Consider the following 16,541-nt stretch of genomic DNA (forward strand, 5'->3'; position numbering starts at 1 on the left):
GCTGGTCGCGGAGCCGGACCATCGGCTCACGCGCGGCGGGCGGAAGGCCGGCGCTCCGCAGGGGGCGGGACGCGATTCAGCGCCCGGTATCTCGGTCATGAGGCCTCGCCCGGTCAGGAGTGGGGTCGAGGAGTTCGGCGAGGTGCCGGGCGTGGATGTTCTGGTCCGCGGCGAGGTGGTCGATCTGGGTGGCGCAGCTGAAGCCGTCGGCGACGACGGGGCGTCCGTCGAGACGCGGGGTGAGGGCGAGGCCGGCTACGGCGATGGAGGTGTCGTAGTGCTGGGCCTCGAAGCCGAAGTTGCCGGCCAGTCCACAGCAGCCCTCGGCCTCGTCGACGCTCTTCACGCCCAGGCGGCGCAGCAGGTCGGCGGGGCGGTGGCTCCTGAAGGTGGCGTACTCGTGGCAGTGCGTCTGGAGCACGACGTTCTCGGGCAGGGCCGGCGGGCTCCAGTGCGGGTCGGCGAGGTCGGTGAGGGCCCCGGCGAAGGTCTGCACCCGGTCCGCCACACGCTGTGCGGCCTGGGTGCCCAGCAGTTCGGGCACGTCCCGCTTGAGGGCGGCGGCACAACTGGGCTCCGCCACGATGATCGGCCGGTCGTCGCCGTCGTCCAGGGCGGCGACCGTACGGGCCATGACCCTGCGGGCCGTGGACAGCTGGCCGGTGCTGACCCAGGTCAGACCACAGCACAGGCCGTCGCGCGGTGTGCTGGGGATGCCCGCGTCAGCCAGGACACGGCTTGCCGCGCCCGCGACCTGGGGGCGAAAAGCGCGGGTGAAGCTGTCCACGAAGAGCACGGCCTTCGTCGGCCCGGTGGCTCTGGCCCCGCGCAGGGTCTTGCGCAGGGCGCGGCGGGAGGCGAACGCGGGAATCCTCCGCTGCGTGGTCACCCCGCCGAGGTGCGCGAGGAGCCTGCCGAACGGCCCGCGCAGCAGCGCGTTGACGGGGCTGGCCGCGTATCCGGCGAGTGCGGAGGTCCTGGGCAGCCAGCCGAGCGAGTAGTGGGAGCGGGGCCTGAGCCTGCCCTTGTAGTGCTGGTGCAGGAACTCCGCCTTGTAGGTCGCCATGTCGACGCCCACCGGACAGTCGCTGGAGCAGGCCTTGCACGACAGGCACAGATCCAGAGCGTCACGGACCTCCGTGGAGCGCCAGCCGTCCGTGACGGCCTCGCCGCGCACCATTTCCTGGAGCATGCGGGCCCGGCCACGGGTGGAGTCGTTCTCCTCCCCCGTGGCCCGGTAGCTCGGACACATCACCCCGCCCACGTCACTGCGGCAACGGCCCACACCCACACAGCGGCGCACCGCACCAGCGAATCCGTCCTCGTCGTGCGGGAAGGTGAACGACGTGTCCACGAGCGGGAGTTCACGCAACGCGAGGTCGGCGTCCAGGGGGGCCGGGGCGACGATCACCCCGGGGTTGAGCAGCCCGAGGTGACCGTGGCTCGCGGCCGGGCGATCAGGAGGACCTCACGGCGCTCCACCCATGTGCTCAGCATCTCTGTCCCGCGCCTACTTGATGACGTCGAGGAACTTGTAGAAGCCGCCTGCGAAGGGCAGGAACCAGGGCGGGCCGAAGTGGCCCGGGATCCGCTTGAAGGGCAGGTTGCTCCAGGGGTTGGCGCCCGTGTCCCCGTTCATGTACTCGGCCATCTGCTTACCCATGTGCGTCGCCATCTGGACGCCGTGGCCGGAGTAGCCGAGCGAGTAGAACAGTCCGTTCTCTTCGCCCGCGTGCACCATGCGGTCCATGCTCATGTCGACCAGGCCGCCCCAGCAGTAGTCGACGCGCGCGTTGGTGAGCTGGGGGAAGACCTCGGTCATCGTCTTGTGCAGGATGCGTCCGCTCTTCGCGTCCGACTGCTGGTTGGACCCGGCGAACCGGGCGCGGCCACCGAACAGCAGCCGGTGGTCCGGAGTGATCCGGAAGTAGTTCAGCAGGTTCAGGGAGGTCGATGCCATCCGCCGGTTCGGCAGCAGCATGTCGCAGACGTCTTTGCCCAGCGGCTCGGTCACGATGATGAAACTGCCGACGGGAGCGATCCTGACCTGCTGCCAGCGGAACGGCCGGCGGGTGTGGCCGCTGGTCGCGACGAACACCTGGTCGGCCTGGACGGTGCCGCGCGGGGTGACCAGCTCGTGCTTGGTGCCACCCAACCGCTTGATCTGCTCGACCGGAGCCTTCTCGTGAAGGGTGGCGCCCAGACGTGCTGCCGCCTCGGCAAGGCCCCTGGTGAACTTGCCGACGTGCAGACCGGCGCTCCTGGCGTCGACCATTCCGCCGTGGTAGAGGTCGGTGCCGATCTCGGTGTGGAGCTCGCTCTTGGAGATCATCCGGGTCTCGATCCCGAGTCGGCCGGACATGATCTCGTGGGTCTTGCGCAGACCCTCGAGGTGAGCGGGCTTGGAGGCCAGGTTCAGCTTGCCGGTGCGGGCGAAGTCGCAGTCGATGCCCTCTTCCTTCACGAGATCCTCGATGGTGTCGACCGCGTCGTGGTAGGCCAGCAGATACCGCTTTGCGGTGTCGAAGCCGTAGCGGGAGACCGCGGAGCGGAATCCGATCGACATACCCAGGGTGGCCATACCGCCGTTGCGCCCCGACGCGCCGAATCCGACCGTCTCCTTCTCGAAGACCTGCACGTCGGCGCCCTTGCGCGCCAGGTGCAGTGCAGTCGAGAGGCCGGTCAGGCCGGCGCCGATGATCGCCACGTCCACGCGTCCGCCGATCTGGGTCCGGGAACGGTCCGGACCCTGGGGAGCGGTGTCGAGCCAGTAGGGGGTGAACTTCATATCGCTGCTCTCTCTCCTGCCAGTGCCGTCAGCCGCTCTGAACGCACGTGAGTCAGGCTGTCGAGATGCGCCGGATCCATTGATCCCGGCCACCGTTCGACGACTCGCTGATCTGTCGGGGTGTCGGAAGGGGGCTCGCTGCTGCGCTCCGACCCTACCACTCCTTGTTCCAGTTCCAATCTGAAACTAGAAACTTTGCCGTTCGGTGATCGGCTGGATGGAAGGCGGTGGACGTGGCCGGCCTGTCACGGTCGGCGGGGGATCGATCCCGCTCATCTCGCCTCAATCTAGACAGCGAGCGGGTGGTCCACCAGGGCCAGGAACAGAGAGGGGCTTCCCCCAGAGGGGGCGTACGTCGACGGAAAGGCGCTGATCCTGGGTGGTAGCCTGGCCGACCTGCGGTCAAGTCGTCCTGAACACAGGCCGATCCGCCCGGTGGCGTCAACGACGCCGCAGTGGCTTACCGCGGAGGGGTCCACCGTCTGAACGATGCTCGCTGCCGACAGTCAGTTGGTCATCGACCCCCGGTCTCCTGGTCGCGCCGCCCTGCGGCGATGTTGTCCAGGAGTGCTTCGGGGACCCTTCGGAGTGCATCACAGATGAGCCGAGATCCTTCGCCTCGCATCACCGGGTCGCAGCCCACGATCATCACGCCCAAGCCGGTCCCGGCCCGGTCGGCGTACCGGGCTCGCTATGGTCATCACGTGACCACCAATCCAACCTCTCGCGACTACAACAAGGCGTCGGTCCTCGACGTGCTCCTCTCTCACGCGCCCCTGACACGGAACAAGCTCATCGAGCTGACGGGCCTGAGCAAGGCCACGGTGTCCAGAGCTGTGGAGGAGCTGCGGGCCGATGGCTTCGTCGTCGACGGCGGGGTCGACGAGGTCACCGGCCGAGGCCGCCGGTCCACCTATCTGGATCTGCCCGGCACGACCGGACACGTCGTCGGGGTCAGCTTCGGCGTGCAGACAACCGGTGTGCTGGTGACCGATCTGAGGGGCCGCGAGATCCGCCGTATGACCGCTCCCACAGCCGACCTCCACGAGGTCGGGGGCGCGGCACGATGGCTGGTCGACCTGATCGAGCAGGCCACCGCCTCCGCGCTGGGCCCGCTGCGCCAGGTCGTCGCCGCGGTGCCGGGACGGGTCCGCAACGGGACGGAGATCTTCGGCCCTGCGGAGTCGATGAAGATCTTCGCGGGGGCTGACCTCCATCGAGCCATCGAGGACCTGGTCGAGGCCCCCGTGCTCCTCGACAGTGATGCCAACGCGTCCCTGCTCGGGATCCTCACGAACGATGCCACCATCACCAACGCCGCGCTCTTCAGCGTCAGCACCATACTCAACTTCGCCAGCTGCACCGAGCATGAGCTCGCCCGGGGGAGCACGCCCGCCTTCGGTGACATCGGTGTCCTCGCCTCCGGGGCCGGTGACGAGATCCTCGACGAGCTGCTGAGCACCCGAGGGCTTCTCCGGTTCGCCCGTGCGCGGGGGCTCGACTTGGAGCGCGTCGAGGATCTCTGGGAGGAACAGCATGACGAGGCGTCGCGCGCCGAGGTGCTGGAGGCCTTCACCACGGCGATCGTGACCGCTGTCAGCGTTGTCGCCGTGACGCTGGACCCCGAGTCCGTCTACCTCGTGGGTCGTCTGCGGCCGCTCGTCGACGAGGTGCTCCCCGAGGTGCGCGGGCGACTCGACCGGAGCCTTCCGGCAGTTCCGGAGATCAGGACGGTGCCACACCTGATCGGTCTGTCGACGGCACAGGGAGCGGTGTACGCGTGCCTGACGATGGCTCAGGAGCGGCTGCGGGACGCCGTACTCGGAGCGCGGAGCCAGAACCAGCCCGCCGAACAGTCCGCACCGGCCTTCTGAGCCGCCGGCACGAGAGTGGAGGACATCGCCGATCAGGTCGGCAGAAGGATCTTCTCCGACTCCAGGGCCTTGGAGCTCCCTACCTCGCGCCGGCCGACGACGTAGTGGCCGCAGTCGCTGCACCAGCGCGCCCCCGGCACCCTATGGGTTTGGAGGCCAACGGGGCGCTGGTCTTCCTCGACGCCGAGGGCGTCTACTCCGATGCCGCCTGGGGACGCCATGTGCCGTCGAGCGGGATGCCTGCGGCTGCCGCGATCCGGTCGCGCGATTCCAGCAGTCGGGTCCTCAGCGCAGGCAGGTCCACGTCCACCAGCGCGCCGTCGCGCTTGACCACGCGGCCGGCGACCAGGACGGTGTCCACCAGCCCGGGATGGCCGGCGCTGACGACGGTGCCGACCGGGTCGGTGACCGGGAAGACGGTCAGGTCGTCGGTGCGCAGCAGGATGATGTCGGCGTCCTTGCCGGGCGTGAGGCTGCCCGTGCGGGCGTCGAGCCCGCAGGAGTGGGCGGCATCGACGGTGGCGAACTCCAGCAGGTCCCGGGAGTGCAGACCTCCGTCCATGCCGCGCTGCGCGGCGAAGGCGGTGCGCAGGGTGGAGAACATGTCGCCGCCGACCGAGGGGACGTCGTCGATGGACAGTGTCGGGCGCAGGCCCGCGGCCAGGGCGCGGCCGGTCAGCAGCGATCCGAACCCCATCTTCAGCTCGACGTCCGGGCTGATCGACAGCGAGCTGCCCGCGTCGGCGAGCATGCGCAGCTCTTCGTCGCTGATGCCGTTGCCGTGCACGAACGTGGTGGTGTCCCGCAGCAGGCCGCGCTCGCGCAGATCGGCGACCGGGCGCTGGGTGCCGTCGGAGAGGATGTGCAGGCTGGTGCGCAGGCCGAGTTCGGCCGCCAGTTTCAGTTCCTCGGCGACCATGTCCATGCCGGTGTCGTCGGGGCCGCGCAGTCCCCAGGCCATGGTGACCAGGCCGCTGTCCCCGGACAGGTCGGAGCGGACGCGGCGGATGTCGGCGTCGACGGGGTCGGGGGTGGCCCATCCGGCGCCGAGGCAGAAGATCGACCGGCCAGGCGCGTCCCGCAGGGCGGCGACGGCGGCGTCCTCATGCGCGTGGCTCTGCGCGACGTGGTACCAGTCCAGCATCGTCGTCACACCGGAGTGCAGGGCTTCCAGGCGGCCGAGCAGGGTGCCCACATAGACGTCTTCGGGCTGGTAGTGGGGCTTGGCCGTGCCGTGCATGGCCGCCGCCCACTCGGGGAACGTCCAGTCCGCGCCGGCACCTCGGAACGCGGTCTGCCAGCTGTGGCGGTGGTTGTCGACGAAGCCGGGCATGACGATCCGGTCGGTCGCGTCGATCACCTCGGCGTCCGGCGCTTCGACGCGCTCGGCCACCTCGACGATCACGCCGTCCTCGACCAGCACGTCACCGCGGGTGAGATCGCCGACAGCCGGATCCATGCTGACCACGGTGCCGCCGGTGAGCAGGGTCTTCATCGGATGAACTCCTTCACAGACGCTTTCGGATGGTTCGAGATCAAGCCGCATCGGCCGCCGCGAGCACGTCGGCGACCAGGTCGTCCGTGTCCTCGGTGCCCGTGGCCAGCCTCACCAGGCCCAGGGGAACCGACTCGGCGATCTGTTCCTCGCTGAGCATCCCGCGCCACATGGACGCAGGGTGCACGGCCAGCGATTCCACGCCGCCGAGGCTCGCCGAGCGGCGGGGGTAGCGCAGCCGGCCGAGGAAGGCGTCGGCCGTCTCGAACCCGCCCGCGAACTCGACGCCGAGCACTCCGCCGAAACCGCTCATCTGGTCGGCGGCCAGCTTGTGCTGGGGATGGGTCGACAGGCCGGGGTAGTACACCCGGCTCACGGCCGGATGGTCTTGCAGCGCCTCGGCGACGGCCTGGCCGTTGGCGTTGTGCCGTGGCACGCGCAGCGGCAGGGTGCGCATGCCGCGCAGCAGCAGCCACGCGTCGACCGGGCCCAGCGTGGCGCCCGTGAGCAGACCGACGTCCCAGATCCGGTTCAGGATCTCCGCAGGTCCGGCCAGTACTCCGGCGGACACGTCGGAATGGCCGTTGAGGTACTTGGTCGCGCTGTGCCAGACCAGGTCGACGCCGAAGTCCACGGGCCGCTGGTTGAGCGGGGTGGCGAAGGTGTTGTCCGCGACGGTCAGCACGTTGTGGGCGCGGGCCAGCTCAGCGACGGCGCGCAGGTCGGTGATCTGCAGCAGCGGATTGCTCGGCGTTTCCACGAGGATCAGCCGGGTCTTGGGGGTCAGGGCCTTCGCGAACGCCGCCGGGTCGGTCTGGTCGACCAGGGTGGTGGACACGCCGAGGCGCGGCAGCAGGTTCAGCAGCACCGAGGCCGTGCCCCCGTAGGTGGACTTCTGCCCGATGACGTGGTCACCGGCGGAGACCAGGGCCAGCACGGTGGTGGTGAGTGCGGCCATCCCGGACGCGGTGACCATGGCCGCCTCGGTGCCCTCCAGCTCCGCGACGACGGCCGCGACCTGTGCGTGGTTCGGGTTGCCGAAGCGGGTGTAGAAGTCCTTGCCCCGCGGTTCGACGGCGCCCTGCGCGAACGTCTCGCCGTCCTCGGCCGAGAACGCCGCCGTCTGGTAGATGGGCGGAGCCACAGAACGGCTCGGGTGGATTTCGCGATCGGCGTGGACGGTGATGGTGCTCTTGCCCGGCATGTCTGCCCTCCCGTGGACCAGCGGTGTGACTCCATCGAGCATGGCCGACCCGTGCCCCGAACTGACCGGATCTGGGCAATCTTGGCAGCAAATTGCGCTCTGAGTGGGCTTGTGATTGTGGTAGACAAGCTCTGAGAGCAATAATCTGCTGCCATGGATGACGTGGACCGGTCGATTCTGGCCGTGCTCGAACAGGACGGGCGCATCAGCAACGCGGAGCTCGCCGCCCGGGTCGGGCTGTCGCCGTCGCCCTGCCTGCGGCGCGTGCGCCAGCTGGAGGAAGCCGGAGTCATCCGCGGCTACCGGGCGCTGATCGACCCCGCCGCTGTCGGCCGCGGTCTACGGGTCTTCGCGGGGGTGCGACTGGTGCGGCACGTCCGCGCGGACGTCGTCGCGTTCGAACGCGAGGTCACCAGGCTCACCGAGGTGGTCGCCTGCCATCACATCACCGGCAACTTCGACTACCTGCTCCAGGTCGAGGTGGCCGACCTGCCTGCCTACGAGGACTTCCACGCCAACCAGCTGGCCACCCTGCCCGGCGTGGCCACGGTGACCAGCTACGTCGCCATGAAGACGCTCTCCGCCGACTCCGCCTGACGGAACCGCCCCGACGACGCTCAGAGGGTGATGGTGCCGCGGACGCAGACGGTGGCGGCGCCGCTGACCCAGACGGTGCCGTCCGTGTCGGCGGTGATCTCGATGGTGGCGGCCCGTCCGAGCCTCGCGCCCTGGGAGACACGGTAGGTGCGGGGCGCGGCGCCGGTGGCGGTGAGCCACTGCCCGACGCCGGCGTTCATGCTGCCGCACGCTGGGTCCTCGGGCACACCGGCGCCGGGGGCGAAAGTACGCATCTCGAAGTGGTGCTCGGATCCCTCGGGGTGGGCGCCGATCGCACCGACCATCGCGGCCGGGATGAGGGACAGGTCGGGTTCGAGGGCCAGGACCTCCTCGGCGGTGGCCAGCTGGACCACGGCCCAGCCGGGTCCGTTGTCCACCCACTGGTGGGCCAGGACCTGCTCACGCGTGATTCCGAACGCGGCGACGATCCGGGTCAGGTAGGCGTCGTCGAGTGAACCGTCGCGGACCCGTGGCGGGGCGGCGAAGGACAGGGTGTCCTCGCCGCGGCGCACGGTGACTAGTCCGGCGGCGCACTCCTGTACGACGCGATCGGCGTGCTGGGGCGCTCCGCCGCCGTCCAGCCAGGCGCGCGCGGAGCCGAGGGTGGGGTGCCCGGCGAACGGCAGCTCACTGTCCGGCGTGAAGATCCGCAGCCGGTAGTCCGCCTCCGGCGTCGTCGGGGGCAGGACGAACGTGGTCTCGGACAGGTTCGTCCAGCGCGCCAGGCGCTGCATCTCCTCGTCTGCCAGGTCCGTCCCGTCCAGGACCACCGCGACCGGGTTGCCGCGATAGGGGAGTGTGGAGAAGACGTCGACCTGCACGAACGAGCGGGTACGCGGCATGGTCATCGAGGGCCTTTCGACAGCGACGGCAGCGGATGCGGCGCCCCCGTTCATCGGGGCGGCCGGTCCATCCCAACCGGCGCCCGCGGGGCCAGGACAGGGCCACTCCTCACCCAGTGGATTGATTTGGCGGGAGCTCGGCCAGATCTGCGCGTGGGCACGGGTGAAGGACGCCCGCCGTTCCAGGAGTGCGTGGTCAGGTGAACCAGCGCCTGCCCTGTCCGGTGAGGACGCGGCCGAATTCCAGTTCGGGGAAGTGTGTGCCGACGCCGATGGTCGCGTCGTCCTCCAGCTCGCGGAAGAGCCGTTCGCGCACGGTCTGTGCGAGGTCGGGATCGACGTCACCCCTCGAGCGCCAGGTGGGCTCGTCCAGCTGGACCGGGCAGACCATCGAGTCGCCGAGCAGGATGGCGCGCCGGCCCTGGGAGGCGACGATGACGCACAGGTGCCCGGGGGTGTGCCCGGGGGTGGGTGTCAGGCTGACACCGGGCGCGACGGTGGTGTCCTGGTCGACGAGTCGCAGGCGGTCATCGCGTTCGGCGGTGTCCTGGAGCCCCTGGCGGATGTGGTCGGCCATGCCTCCCTGTCCCTTGCCGACGAAGTGGTCCCAGTCGCCGGAGCCGAACCAGATGGTGGCCCGATGAACAGGTGCTCGTGGCCCTCGGGTCGGGCGTGGTCGCCGAAGTATGCGGGCGAGGCTCGGAACGTTCCGTCGGTGAGGGGGTGGATGGTGATGTCGCCGATCCGCATGGCTCTTCTCCCTGGGGAAGTCTTGGGATGGGGATCTTGACCTGGTGCAACCAATGCCTATATTGGTTGTATCTGGTTCCGTTTGGCTTCGATTGGCATGTTAGGTCCGCTGGCTTGCCTGCGTCCATCTGGGCGTGATGGGCTACGATTGGTTCAGATTGGTTGCGTATACGGGAGAAGGCAGGCATGACAGAGCGGACAGGCGGCAGACGCCCCGCGGACACGAGCGGGCAAGTACGTGCCCTGATCGAGGACGGGCTGCGCAGCGGAGAGTTCGTGCCCGGCAGCAGGCTGCCCACCGAGCGGGCCCTCGCCGCCGACCTCGACACATCCCGCGCGGCCGTCCGGCAGGCCCTCGGCGTCCTGGAGAGGGATGGGGTCATCACGCGTCATGTCGGACGCGGAACCTTCGTCGCCGGGCCGGCGAGCCGCGAGGAGGCGGGCACTCTCCAGACCAGCCCGGCCGAGATCATGGCCGCCCGGCTTCTGATCGAGCCGGAGATCGCCTTCCTCGCCGCGCATCACGCGACACCGGCGGATCTCACCCGGATTCAGCGGGGGCTGAGTCGCGGCTGCGCGGCCGGCACGCGTGAGGAGTTCGAGTCCTGGGACTCCGTGCTGCACCGCGCGATCGCGCAAGCCGCTCACAACGGCCTGCTGTTGGAGATGTTCGACACGATGAACGCCGCCCGCGACCTGCCGGTATGGGGCAACATCAAGCGCCGCTCGGCCAGCCCCGAACGGCGTGCCCGCTATGAGCGCGGTCACGAACAGATCGTGGCGGCACTCAACGACCGCGACCCCGACGCCGCCCGCCGGCACATGCGCGCTCATCTGGTCGACGTCCGCACCAACCTCCTCGGGCCGTCCTGACGGATGGGTCCGTGGCGGCCGACGCCTACGTCGTCGCCTGGTCGTTGGCCGCTGTGACAGCACCCACTGATCCTCGCTGTGGCCGGGGGAAGATCACCCGGAGCGTCTGGACCTTCCGGTTCTGGCGGACCATGAGCCAGGTGAGGGTCGGCCAAGTCGGAGCTACTCTGCCTCCGATGGTGACGTCCATCTCCCAGATGGTGATGTCACGGCTGGCCACCACGTGACGCAGCTGCTGGCGCACGCCGTCGTCCAGGCTCTTGCGCATGGCCCGGAAGGGGTGGGTGCGTTCTCCCGGTGTGCTGAGCGTGCCGAGGAGTTCGGCCTCCGCGGGCCACAACTCGGCTATGTCGCCGGGCAGGTTGCCGCGCGCGGCGCCCTCCAGTGTCGTCAGGGCCTCCTGCCTGCTGTCCTCGGTGACGGTGAAGGCGTCGTCGTGCGCCTGTGTGGAGGTCGCCAGCAGCACCTCGGCCAGCTTCGCCCTGGCCTGACTGAGTCGGCTGCGCACCGTGCCGACCGGTACCTCACAGACGTCGGCGATCTCCTGGTAGGCGGTGACGGGGCTGAAGTGCCGGAGCATCAGGGCCAGTCGGAGCTGCTTCGGCAGCTCCTCCATCGCGTCCCAGATCCAGTCGCGCATCGCGTGCTGCTCGACGATCCGCTCCGGGTGCGAGGACCCGTGGTCGGGAAGGCGCAGGTGGTCGAGGCAGTCGAGGCCGGGTGTCTCCCGGGTGGCGCGCAGCCGCATGCGGGAGGCGTTGCGCACGATCGCCCGCAGCCACGCTCCCACGGCCGCGGGATCCCGTACGTCGCCGATGCGCCGCAAGGCGGTCAGGGCGGCGTCCTGCACGGCGTCCTCCGCGTCGGGGCCGTTGCCGAGCAGGCTCAGCGCCACCGCGCGCATCGGCGCCTGGTGGCGGGCCAGCAGCAGCCCCAGGGCTTCGATCTCGCCGGCCTGGGCCCTGCGGGTGAGTTCCTCGTCCGTGGTCGGGCTGAGGGGTGCCATGTCTGTACGCCTCCGTGGCGACGTGTCACGATCCGTGGGCTGAGAGGGTCTTCCGCCCCTGGTCAGGCCGGAAGACCCTTGGTCGGCCGAAGCCTTCAGACGCGCCGATACCGCATCATGCCGCGGTCATCGCTGGTCCGGCAGCCAGCTTCCGTGGAAGCCCGCCGGAACAGCGTGAGGCAGTTCCACCACGGCCTGGACGGAGAGCTCCGCGGCGTCCAGGACGAGCAGTTCCCCGGCCGCACCGTCGTCGTCCGAGACGAGCGAGAGGAGCCAGCCCTCGTCCTCGCCGGTGCCGTCCGCGGCCGGTACGAAGACCGCCTCGCCGGCGTAGCGGGTGCCGGGCGTCTTGTGAGTGTGCGTGGTGTGCCGCGCGAGGTCGTGCTTGGTGATGCCGTCGTCGGAGACGGTGTACAGGTAGCGGTGGGGGCGGCCGGTGAGGCTCTCGTTGTGGGTCGGGAACTCGGCCGCGCGGTCGTCCAGCGGGGACTCGGTGATGCGGCCCGCGACCGGGTCCAGCGTCCAGCGGTGCAGGACGGAAGGGGGTCGCCGGAGGCCTGGCTTCGGCCCGCCGCCCGGGCCGCTCGGTGACGTGTACCCACCGATGTCCGACCAGCTGTGCCGGAAGCCGTCGCGGTCGTAGCGCACCGCGTCCAGCACGATCCGACCCTGTCCGTCCTCATGGGCGTTGCCGACGTGGAAGACGTAGCAGGGATCGACGTCGTACCACCGCACGTCCGTGCTGCCCGGTGTCCGGGGCATGACCCCGAGCCGTGCGCCGTACCCGTCGTCCCACCTGTAGGGCAGGCCGCCGCGTCCTGCGAGCGTGGGGTCGAAGACGACGGGGAGGTCCATCCAGACGATGTGGTGCTCGGTGATGGCGAAGTCGTGCATCATCGTCGGGCCCGGCACGGCGACCGGCCGGCTGTCGAGGAGCACTCCCTCCGCGGTGACCCGGTGATACGTGAGGTACGGCGGGGCGAACCCGGTTCCGAACAGGTGCAGTTCGCCGGTGACCGGGTCCTCCTTGGGGTGTGCGGTCATCGCGGTGGTCAGCCGACCGCCGAAGTCGTACGGCCCGACGGTCTCCAGCGACGGGGTGACCCAGTAGGGAAGTCCCACCTCACACAGGGCCAGGACGGTGCCGGCGTGCCGGATCACGTGGGTGTTGGCGGGGTTCGCCGTCAGGTCGACGTTGAGATCCTCGCGGATGAACGGATGTCCCTCCAACTCCCGTGTGCGGACCCAACGGTTGCGGTACCACTCGGCGCGGCCGTCGCGCAGCCGGATGCCGTGGAGCATGCCGGGCCCGGTGAACCAGTGCCCCTTGTCCTCGCCGGGCAGCGGGTTGGGGCCGTTGCGCAGATAGCGGCCGTCCAGCTCGGGCGGCAGGGAACCGCGCACGGTGAGATCGGCGGCCGAGTGCTCGTCGGGGACCGGGGCGAAGCGGTCGCGGAGATACAGGGGGAGGGGTCCCTCGTGGGTTACGTCGGTCATGTCGCTTTCCTTGCCGGGCCCTGCGGATCCCGTGCGGGGGAGGCACGGGATCCGCAGGGAGACGGGGGCCTACGCGGTGATTCCCGCGGCGGCCTGCTTGACGAGCTCGGCGACCTCGCCGGGCTTGGAGACGTGGAGGGCGTGGCTGCCGCCGGTCTCGGTCACCGTCGCGCCTGCCCGCTCGGTCAGCGATGGATGTTGTTCACGAGGCGTCAGCCCCTTGGTGAGGCGGCATCACGGCCCCCTGGGCCGCCTCCAGGCGCGCCTGGGCCCGGGCGGGGTGGACCTTCGTGAAGAGGGCGGGGCCCGCGAGGCCGACGACATGGGCGGTGATGCCCATCCAGGCCGGGGCGTCCACCGCGTTGCAGATCGCCAGGCTGACGCCGATGAAGGTGAACCCGGAGCCCCAGGCGATGGTGATGTTGTTGTTGACCCGGATGAACTCCGGCATGTCCCAGTACTCGCGCGGAGTCTGGCGCTTGGCGATGCCCAGGGTGAAGGGGCGCCGGATCGCCAGGGTTCCCCAGGCGGTGGCGGCGAGCCACGCGAAGGAGACGACGTCGGTGTGGTCCGCGAGGGCCGAGTCCGGACTGGCGACGGCCACGGAGCCGACCACCGCGAAGTAGACGATGGTGCTGATCTCCAGGATCAGGGCGTCCAGGCCGACGCCGCGGCGCTGGTCCTGCCACAGGAGCAGCAGCCCCGAGACGAGACCGCTGATGGCGCCCCAGCGCCAGTCGAAGGAGGAGACGACGCCCGCGATGATCCAGGGGATGAATCCGCGCATGTAACCCATTGAGTATTCCTAGATGGCACGAAATGGACGGCTGCGGAAGGAGGGGGCTCCGCAGCCGCTCGGGAACCGACGCCGACTAGATGCGCGGGGGATGTCGAAGTTCGAAGCCTGGCCTGTGATGCCCGTCACAGGAGTGTGGGTCGGTCGGTCAGATCTCAGCCGAAGTGTCGGATGCGGGTGGCGGTCGCCGGGGCGTAGGGCAGCCAGTCACGGGCCGTACCGGCGGTGACGAACTCGGCGACAGCGGTCGCGAACTCGCGGCCCAGGGCCCGCTGCGCGGCACCGTCCCCGGCGAGGACGGGGCTGTCGGGGTAAGCGTCGAAGGTGTTGAAGAGGAAGGGCAGTTCGGCGCAGTGGGTGGCGCCCAGGGCGTCCGGGTCCTCGGTGGGGGCGTAGTCGAACTCGTAGACGTAGGTGGTGGTGCCGCCCGCCGCGTGATGGTCGGCGATCTGAAGCGAGCCGTCGCGGAAGAGCCCGTCGGTCTGCACCGCGGTGAAGATCTGCGCGGGCGTCGCCTGCGGGAGGCGGGCGGCGTGCTGCCGGTAGACATCCTGGGCGGCCTGCCGGCCCACCTGTGCGGTGAGTACGTCCAAGGCGCCTGAGGTGGTGAGGTCCTGGATGCGGGGGTCGAAGGCGAAGAAGGCCGTCGCCTCGTCGCGGGTGGTGCCGATCAGCAGCGGCCTGCCCTCCAGCGCGCCGTCCGCGAGCGCCTGTGGCCAGGTGCGGGGCATGCCGGGGGCGCCGAGGACCGGGTACATCGGCGGGGCCGCGCTGCCCGGAGTCGCGAGCTGTACGGAGAGGCTGCCGTAGGCGTCCAGCAGTTGCTCGACCGGCAGGGCGCGCAGGGCCTTCGCGGTGTCCGTGCCCTCCGGGATGCCCAGCAGGCGCAGATACGCACCGGCGTTCTCGGCGGCCCGGTGCGCGTCCTGCGGATCCAGGCCGAAGGGGCCGCTCTGCAGCAGCACCCGGGTGATGGATCCGTTCGTCGCGGGGTCGAGGGCGAGCATCAGCGAGGAGTAGGCCCCGGCGGACTGACCGCCGACGGTCACGGTCCGCGGATCCCCGCCGAAGGAGGCGATGTTGTCCTGGACCCAGCGCAGTACGGCTGCCTGGTCCTGGGGGCCGAGGTTGGCGGCGCCGATCTCCGGCAGATAGAGGTAACCCAGCGGCCCCACACGGTAGTTGGCCGTGACGACCACGATGTCGCCCAGAGCGGCCAGGCGGGCGCCGTCGTACCAGTCCCAGCCGCCGGAGCCGCTGGTGAAGCCGCCCCCGTGCCACCAGACCAGGACCGGCCGGGCCACTCCGTCCCCCAGTGCCCGGCGCGGGGTGAAGACGTTGACGGTCAGGCTGCCGTCCTCGTTCCAGTCCGGAACGCGCTGTCCCTGCACCTTCTCCAGCCGGGAGGCCGCCTGCGGCACGGAAGGCCCGGCCGTCGCCGCCTCCCGCACGTCCGTCCAGCCCGGGTGGGGCTGCGGCGGCGCGAACCGCAGCTCGCCCACCGGCGACGCGGCGTACGGGATGCCCCGGAAGGAGACCGCCTCGCCCTCCACCATTCCCCTGACCTTGCCCCGGTCGGTGTCCACGATCGCGTGCTCGATACCGGTGGTCATCGTGCTCACCTGCTTTCTCTCGTCTCGGTTGCTCTGAGACCTTTCTAAGCCAGGGTGAAAACGTTGAGCCAGAAACGACCATATGAATCAAGGAAAAAGGACATAGGATCTTGAATCATGGAGGAAGTGCGTCATCGCTTAAACGACACGGACAGTCGGATCGCCGCCGCGATGCTGGCCGCCCCACGCGCCTCGTGGCGCACGGTCGGCCGTGTTCTCGGCATCTCGGAACGCACCGTCGTACGCCGAGCCGCGCCGCTGTTCGGTGACGGGACCCTGCGCGCGACGGCCGTACGCAACCCCGTGCACTTCCCCGAGTTGATCCCGCTGGCCCTGCGCATCCGCTGCAAGCCCAACCGGATCAGCACCATCGCCGCCACCCTGGCCCGCCGGCCCGACACCGTCTGGGTGGACGTCCTCGGCGGCGGAGACGAGATCTGCGCCATCCTGTTCCTGGACGGGCCGGACGCCCGCAACGATCTGCTGCTGCGTGATCTCCCCGCCACCCCCGCGGTCCTGTCGTGGACCTCGCACGTCCTGCTGCGGGTCTTCCCAGCCGCCTTCGACTGGAGCGGCGGCCTGCTGACGGACACCGAACTGGACGGCCTGCGCCCGGACCTGCCCGCGGCACCCGCGCGCCCCGCCCTCCAGCCCTTGGACCACCAGCTGATCAGCGCGCTGATCGAGGACGGCCGGACCTCCTACACCGACCTCGCCCACCGTGCCGGCACCACGGCCCTCACCGCCCGCCGACGGGTGGAGGCACTCGTCGGGGGTCAGGTCCTCCGGCTCGCGACCGAGGTCGATCTCGCCCGGCTGGGCATCCGCGCCGAGGCGCTCCTGTGGATCGCCACAACCCCCGGCGGGTTGGAGGAAACGGGCCGGCAGCTCAGCCGCCACCCCCAGGTCCGCTTCGCCTCCGCCACCACCGGCCGCGCCAACCTGCTCGTGGCTGTCGCGGCAGCAGACCTCGACGCGCTCTACCACTTCATGAGCGACACCGTCGGCGCCCTCGCACACATCTCCACCGTCGAGGTCGCCCCCATCCTGACCGGCGTCAAGAGGACCGGCCTGGTACGCCCGGGCAGCCTCTGAGCTGTCGCAGAGAAGGGCCGTCAGACCCTCACGGTCCCGGGCCGTCGGGCGTGCCCCGGAGAGCCAAGACCGCGGCGACGGCCGGGCGGG

Annotated in this window: 13 protein-coding genes and 1 pseudogene; 4 read left to right on the forward strand and 10 right to left on the reverse strand. The window is 70.1% G+C overall.

Going from position 1 to position 16,541, the window contains the following annotated elements:
- Positions 1-76: 76 nt before the first annotated feature.
- Positions 77-1,429: pseudogene (locus ACIBK5_RS32460) on the reverse strand ((Fe-S)-binding protein); the annotation flags it as partial.
- An 81-nt stretch (positions 1,430-1,510) separates the two neighbouring features.
- Positions 1,511-2,788: an NAD(P)/FAD-dependent oxidoreductase gene (locus tag ACIBK5_RS32465; protein ID WP_399025158.1), complete on the reverse strand. Its 1,278-nt coding sequence runs from the start codon at positions 2,786-2,788 to the stop codon at positions 1,511-1,513.
- A 704-nt stretch (positions 2,789-3,492) separates the two neighbouring features.
- Between ACIBK5_RS32465 and ACIBK5_RS32470 the strand changes: the two genes are divergently transcribed.
- Positions 3,493-4,662, forward strand: a complete 1,170-nt coding sequence (locus tag ACIBK5_RS32470) for an ROK family transcriptional regulator (protein ID WP_399025160.1) — start codon at positions 3,493-3,495, stop codon at positions 4,660-4,662.
- A 193-nt stretch (positions 4,663-4,855) separates the two neighbouring features.
- Here ACIBK5_RS32470 and ACIBK5_RS32475 read toward each other — a convergent pair whose 3' ends face one another.
- Positions 4,856-6,157 (reverse strand): amidohydrolase family protein, encoded by a 1,302-nt coding sequence (locus tag ACIBK5_RS32475; protein WP_399025162.1) that lies wholly within the window; start codon positions 6,155-6,157, stop codon positions 4,856-4,858.
- 40 nt (positions 6,158-6,197) lie between these two features.
- Positions 6,198-7,361 carry a trans-sulfuration enzyme family protein gene (locus ACIBK5_RS32480; RefSeq protein WP_399025164.1) on the reverse strand — a complete coding sequence of 388 codons (1,164 nt, stop codon included), beginning with the start codon at positions 7,359-7,361 and terminating at the stop codon, positions 6,198-6,200.
- A 153-nt stretch (positions 7,362-7,514) separates the two neighbouring features.
- Here ACIBK5_RS32480 and ACIBK5_RS32485 point away from each other — a divergent pair, with 153 nt between their 5' ends.
- Positions 7,515-7,958, forward strand: coding sequence for an Lrp/AsnC family transcriptional regulator (locus ACIBK5_RS32485; protein ID WP_399025166.1), 444 nt, complete (start codon positions 7,515-7,517; stop codon positions 7,956-7,958).
- Between the two features lie 20 nt (positions 7,959-7,978).
- On the opposite strand, the gene ACIBK5_RS32490 is transcribed toward ACIBK5_RS32485, so the two are convergent.
- The gene (locus ACIBK5_RS32490) at positions 7,979-8,827 is read right to left on the reverse strand and encodes a PhzF family phenazine biosynthesis protein (protein ID WP_399025168.1); all 849 of its coding nucleotides are present in this window, start codon (positions 8,825-8,827) and stop codon (positions 7,979-7,981) included.
- 190 nt (positions 8,828-9,017) lie between these two features.
- Positions 9,018-9,398: an MBL fold metallo-hydrolase gene (locus tag ACIBK5_RS32495; protein ID WP_399025170.1), complete on the reverse strand. Its 381-nt coding sequence runs from the start codon at positions 9,396-9,398 to the stop codon at positions 9,018-9,020.
- 359 nt (positions 9,399-9,757) lie between these two features.
- Between ACIBK5_RS32495 and ACIBK5_RS32500 the strand changes: the two genes are divergently transcribed.
- Positions 9,758-10,444, forward strand: coding sequence for a FadR/GntR family transcriptional regulator (locus ACIBK5_RS32500; protein WP_399025172.1), 687 nt, complete (start codon positions 9,758-9,760; stop codon positions 10,442-10,444).
- A gap of 25 nt (positions 10,445-10,469) precedes the next feature.
- Here the strand turns inward: ACIBK5_RS32500 and ACIBK5_RS32505 are convergent, their stop codons facing one another.
- The 4 genes from ACIBK5_RS32505 to ACIBK5_RS32520 all read right to left on the reverse strand — a co-directional run bounded on the left by ACIBK5_RS32505 (position 10,470) and on the right by ACIBK5_RS32520 (position 15,356).
- A complete protein-coding gene (locus ACIBK5_RS32505; RefSeq protein ID WP_399025174.1) occupies positions 10,470-11,450 on the reverse strand; it encodes an RNA polymerase sigma factor in 981 nt (326 codons plus the stop codon).
- Positions 11,451-11,576: 126 nt separating this feature from the next.
- Positions 11,577-12,947, reverse strand: coding sequence for a carotenoid oxygenase family protein (locus ACIBK5_RS32510; protein WP_399025176.1), 1,371 nt, complete (start codon positions 12,945-12,947; stop codon positions 11,577-11,579).
- Positions 12,948-13,149: 202 nt separating this feature from the next.
- Positions 13,150-13,734: a hypothetical protein gene (locus ACIBK5_RS32515; RefSeq protein ID WP_399025178.1), complete on the reverse strand. Its 585-nt coding sequence runs from the start codon at positions 13,732-13,734 to the stop codon at positions 13,150-13,152.
- A gap of 164 nt (positions 13,735-13,898) precedes the next feature.
- Positions 13,899-15,356, reverse strand: coding sequence for a carboxylesterase/lipase family protein (locus ACIBK5_RS32520; RefSeq protein ID WP_399025180.1), 1,458 nt, complete (start codon positions 15,354-15,356; stop codon positions 13,899-13,901).
- Between the two features lie 117 nt (positions 15,357-15,473).
- Here ACIBK5_RS32520 and ACIBK5_RS32525 point away from each other — a divergent pair, with 117 nt between their 5' ends.
- Positions 15,474-16,451 (forward strand): AsnC family transcriptional regulator, encoded by a 978-nt coding sequence (locus ACIBK5_RS32525; RefSeq protein WP_399025182.1) that lies wholly within the window; start codon positions 15,474-15,476, stop codon positions 16,449-16,451.
- Positions 16,452-16,541: the final 90 nt, after the last annotated feature.

Origin of the sequence: Streptomyces sp. NPDC050546, assembly GCF_044457425.1 — a bacterium.
GTDB lineage: Bacteria > Actinomycetota > Actinomycetes > Streptomycetales > Streptomycetaceae > Streptomyces.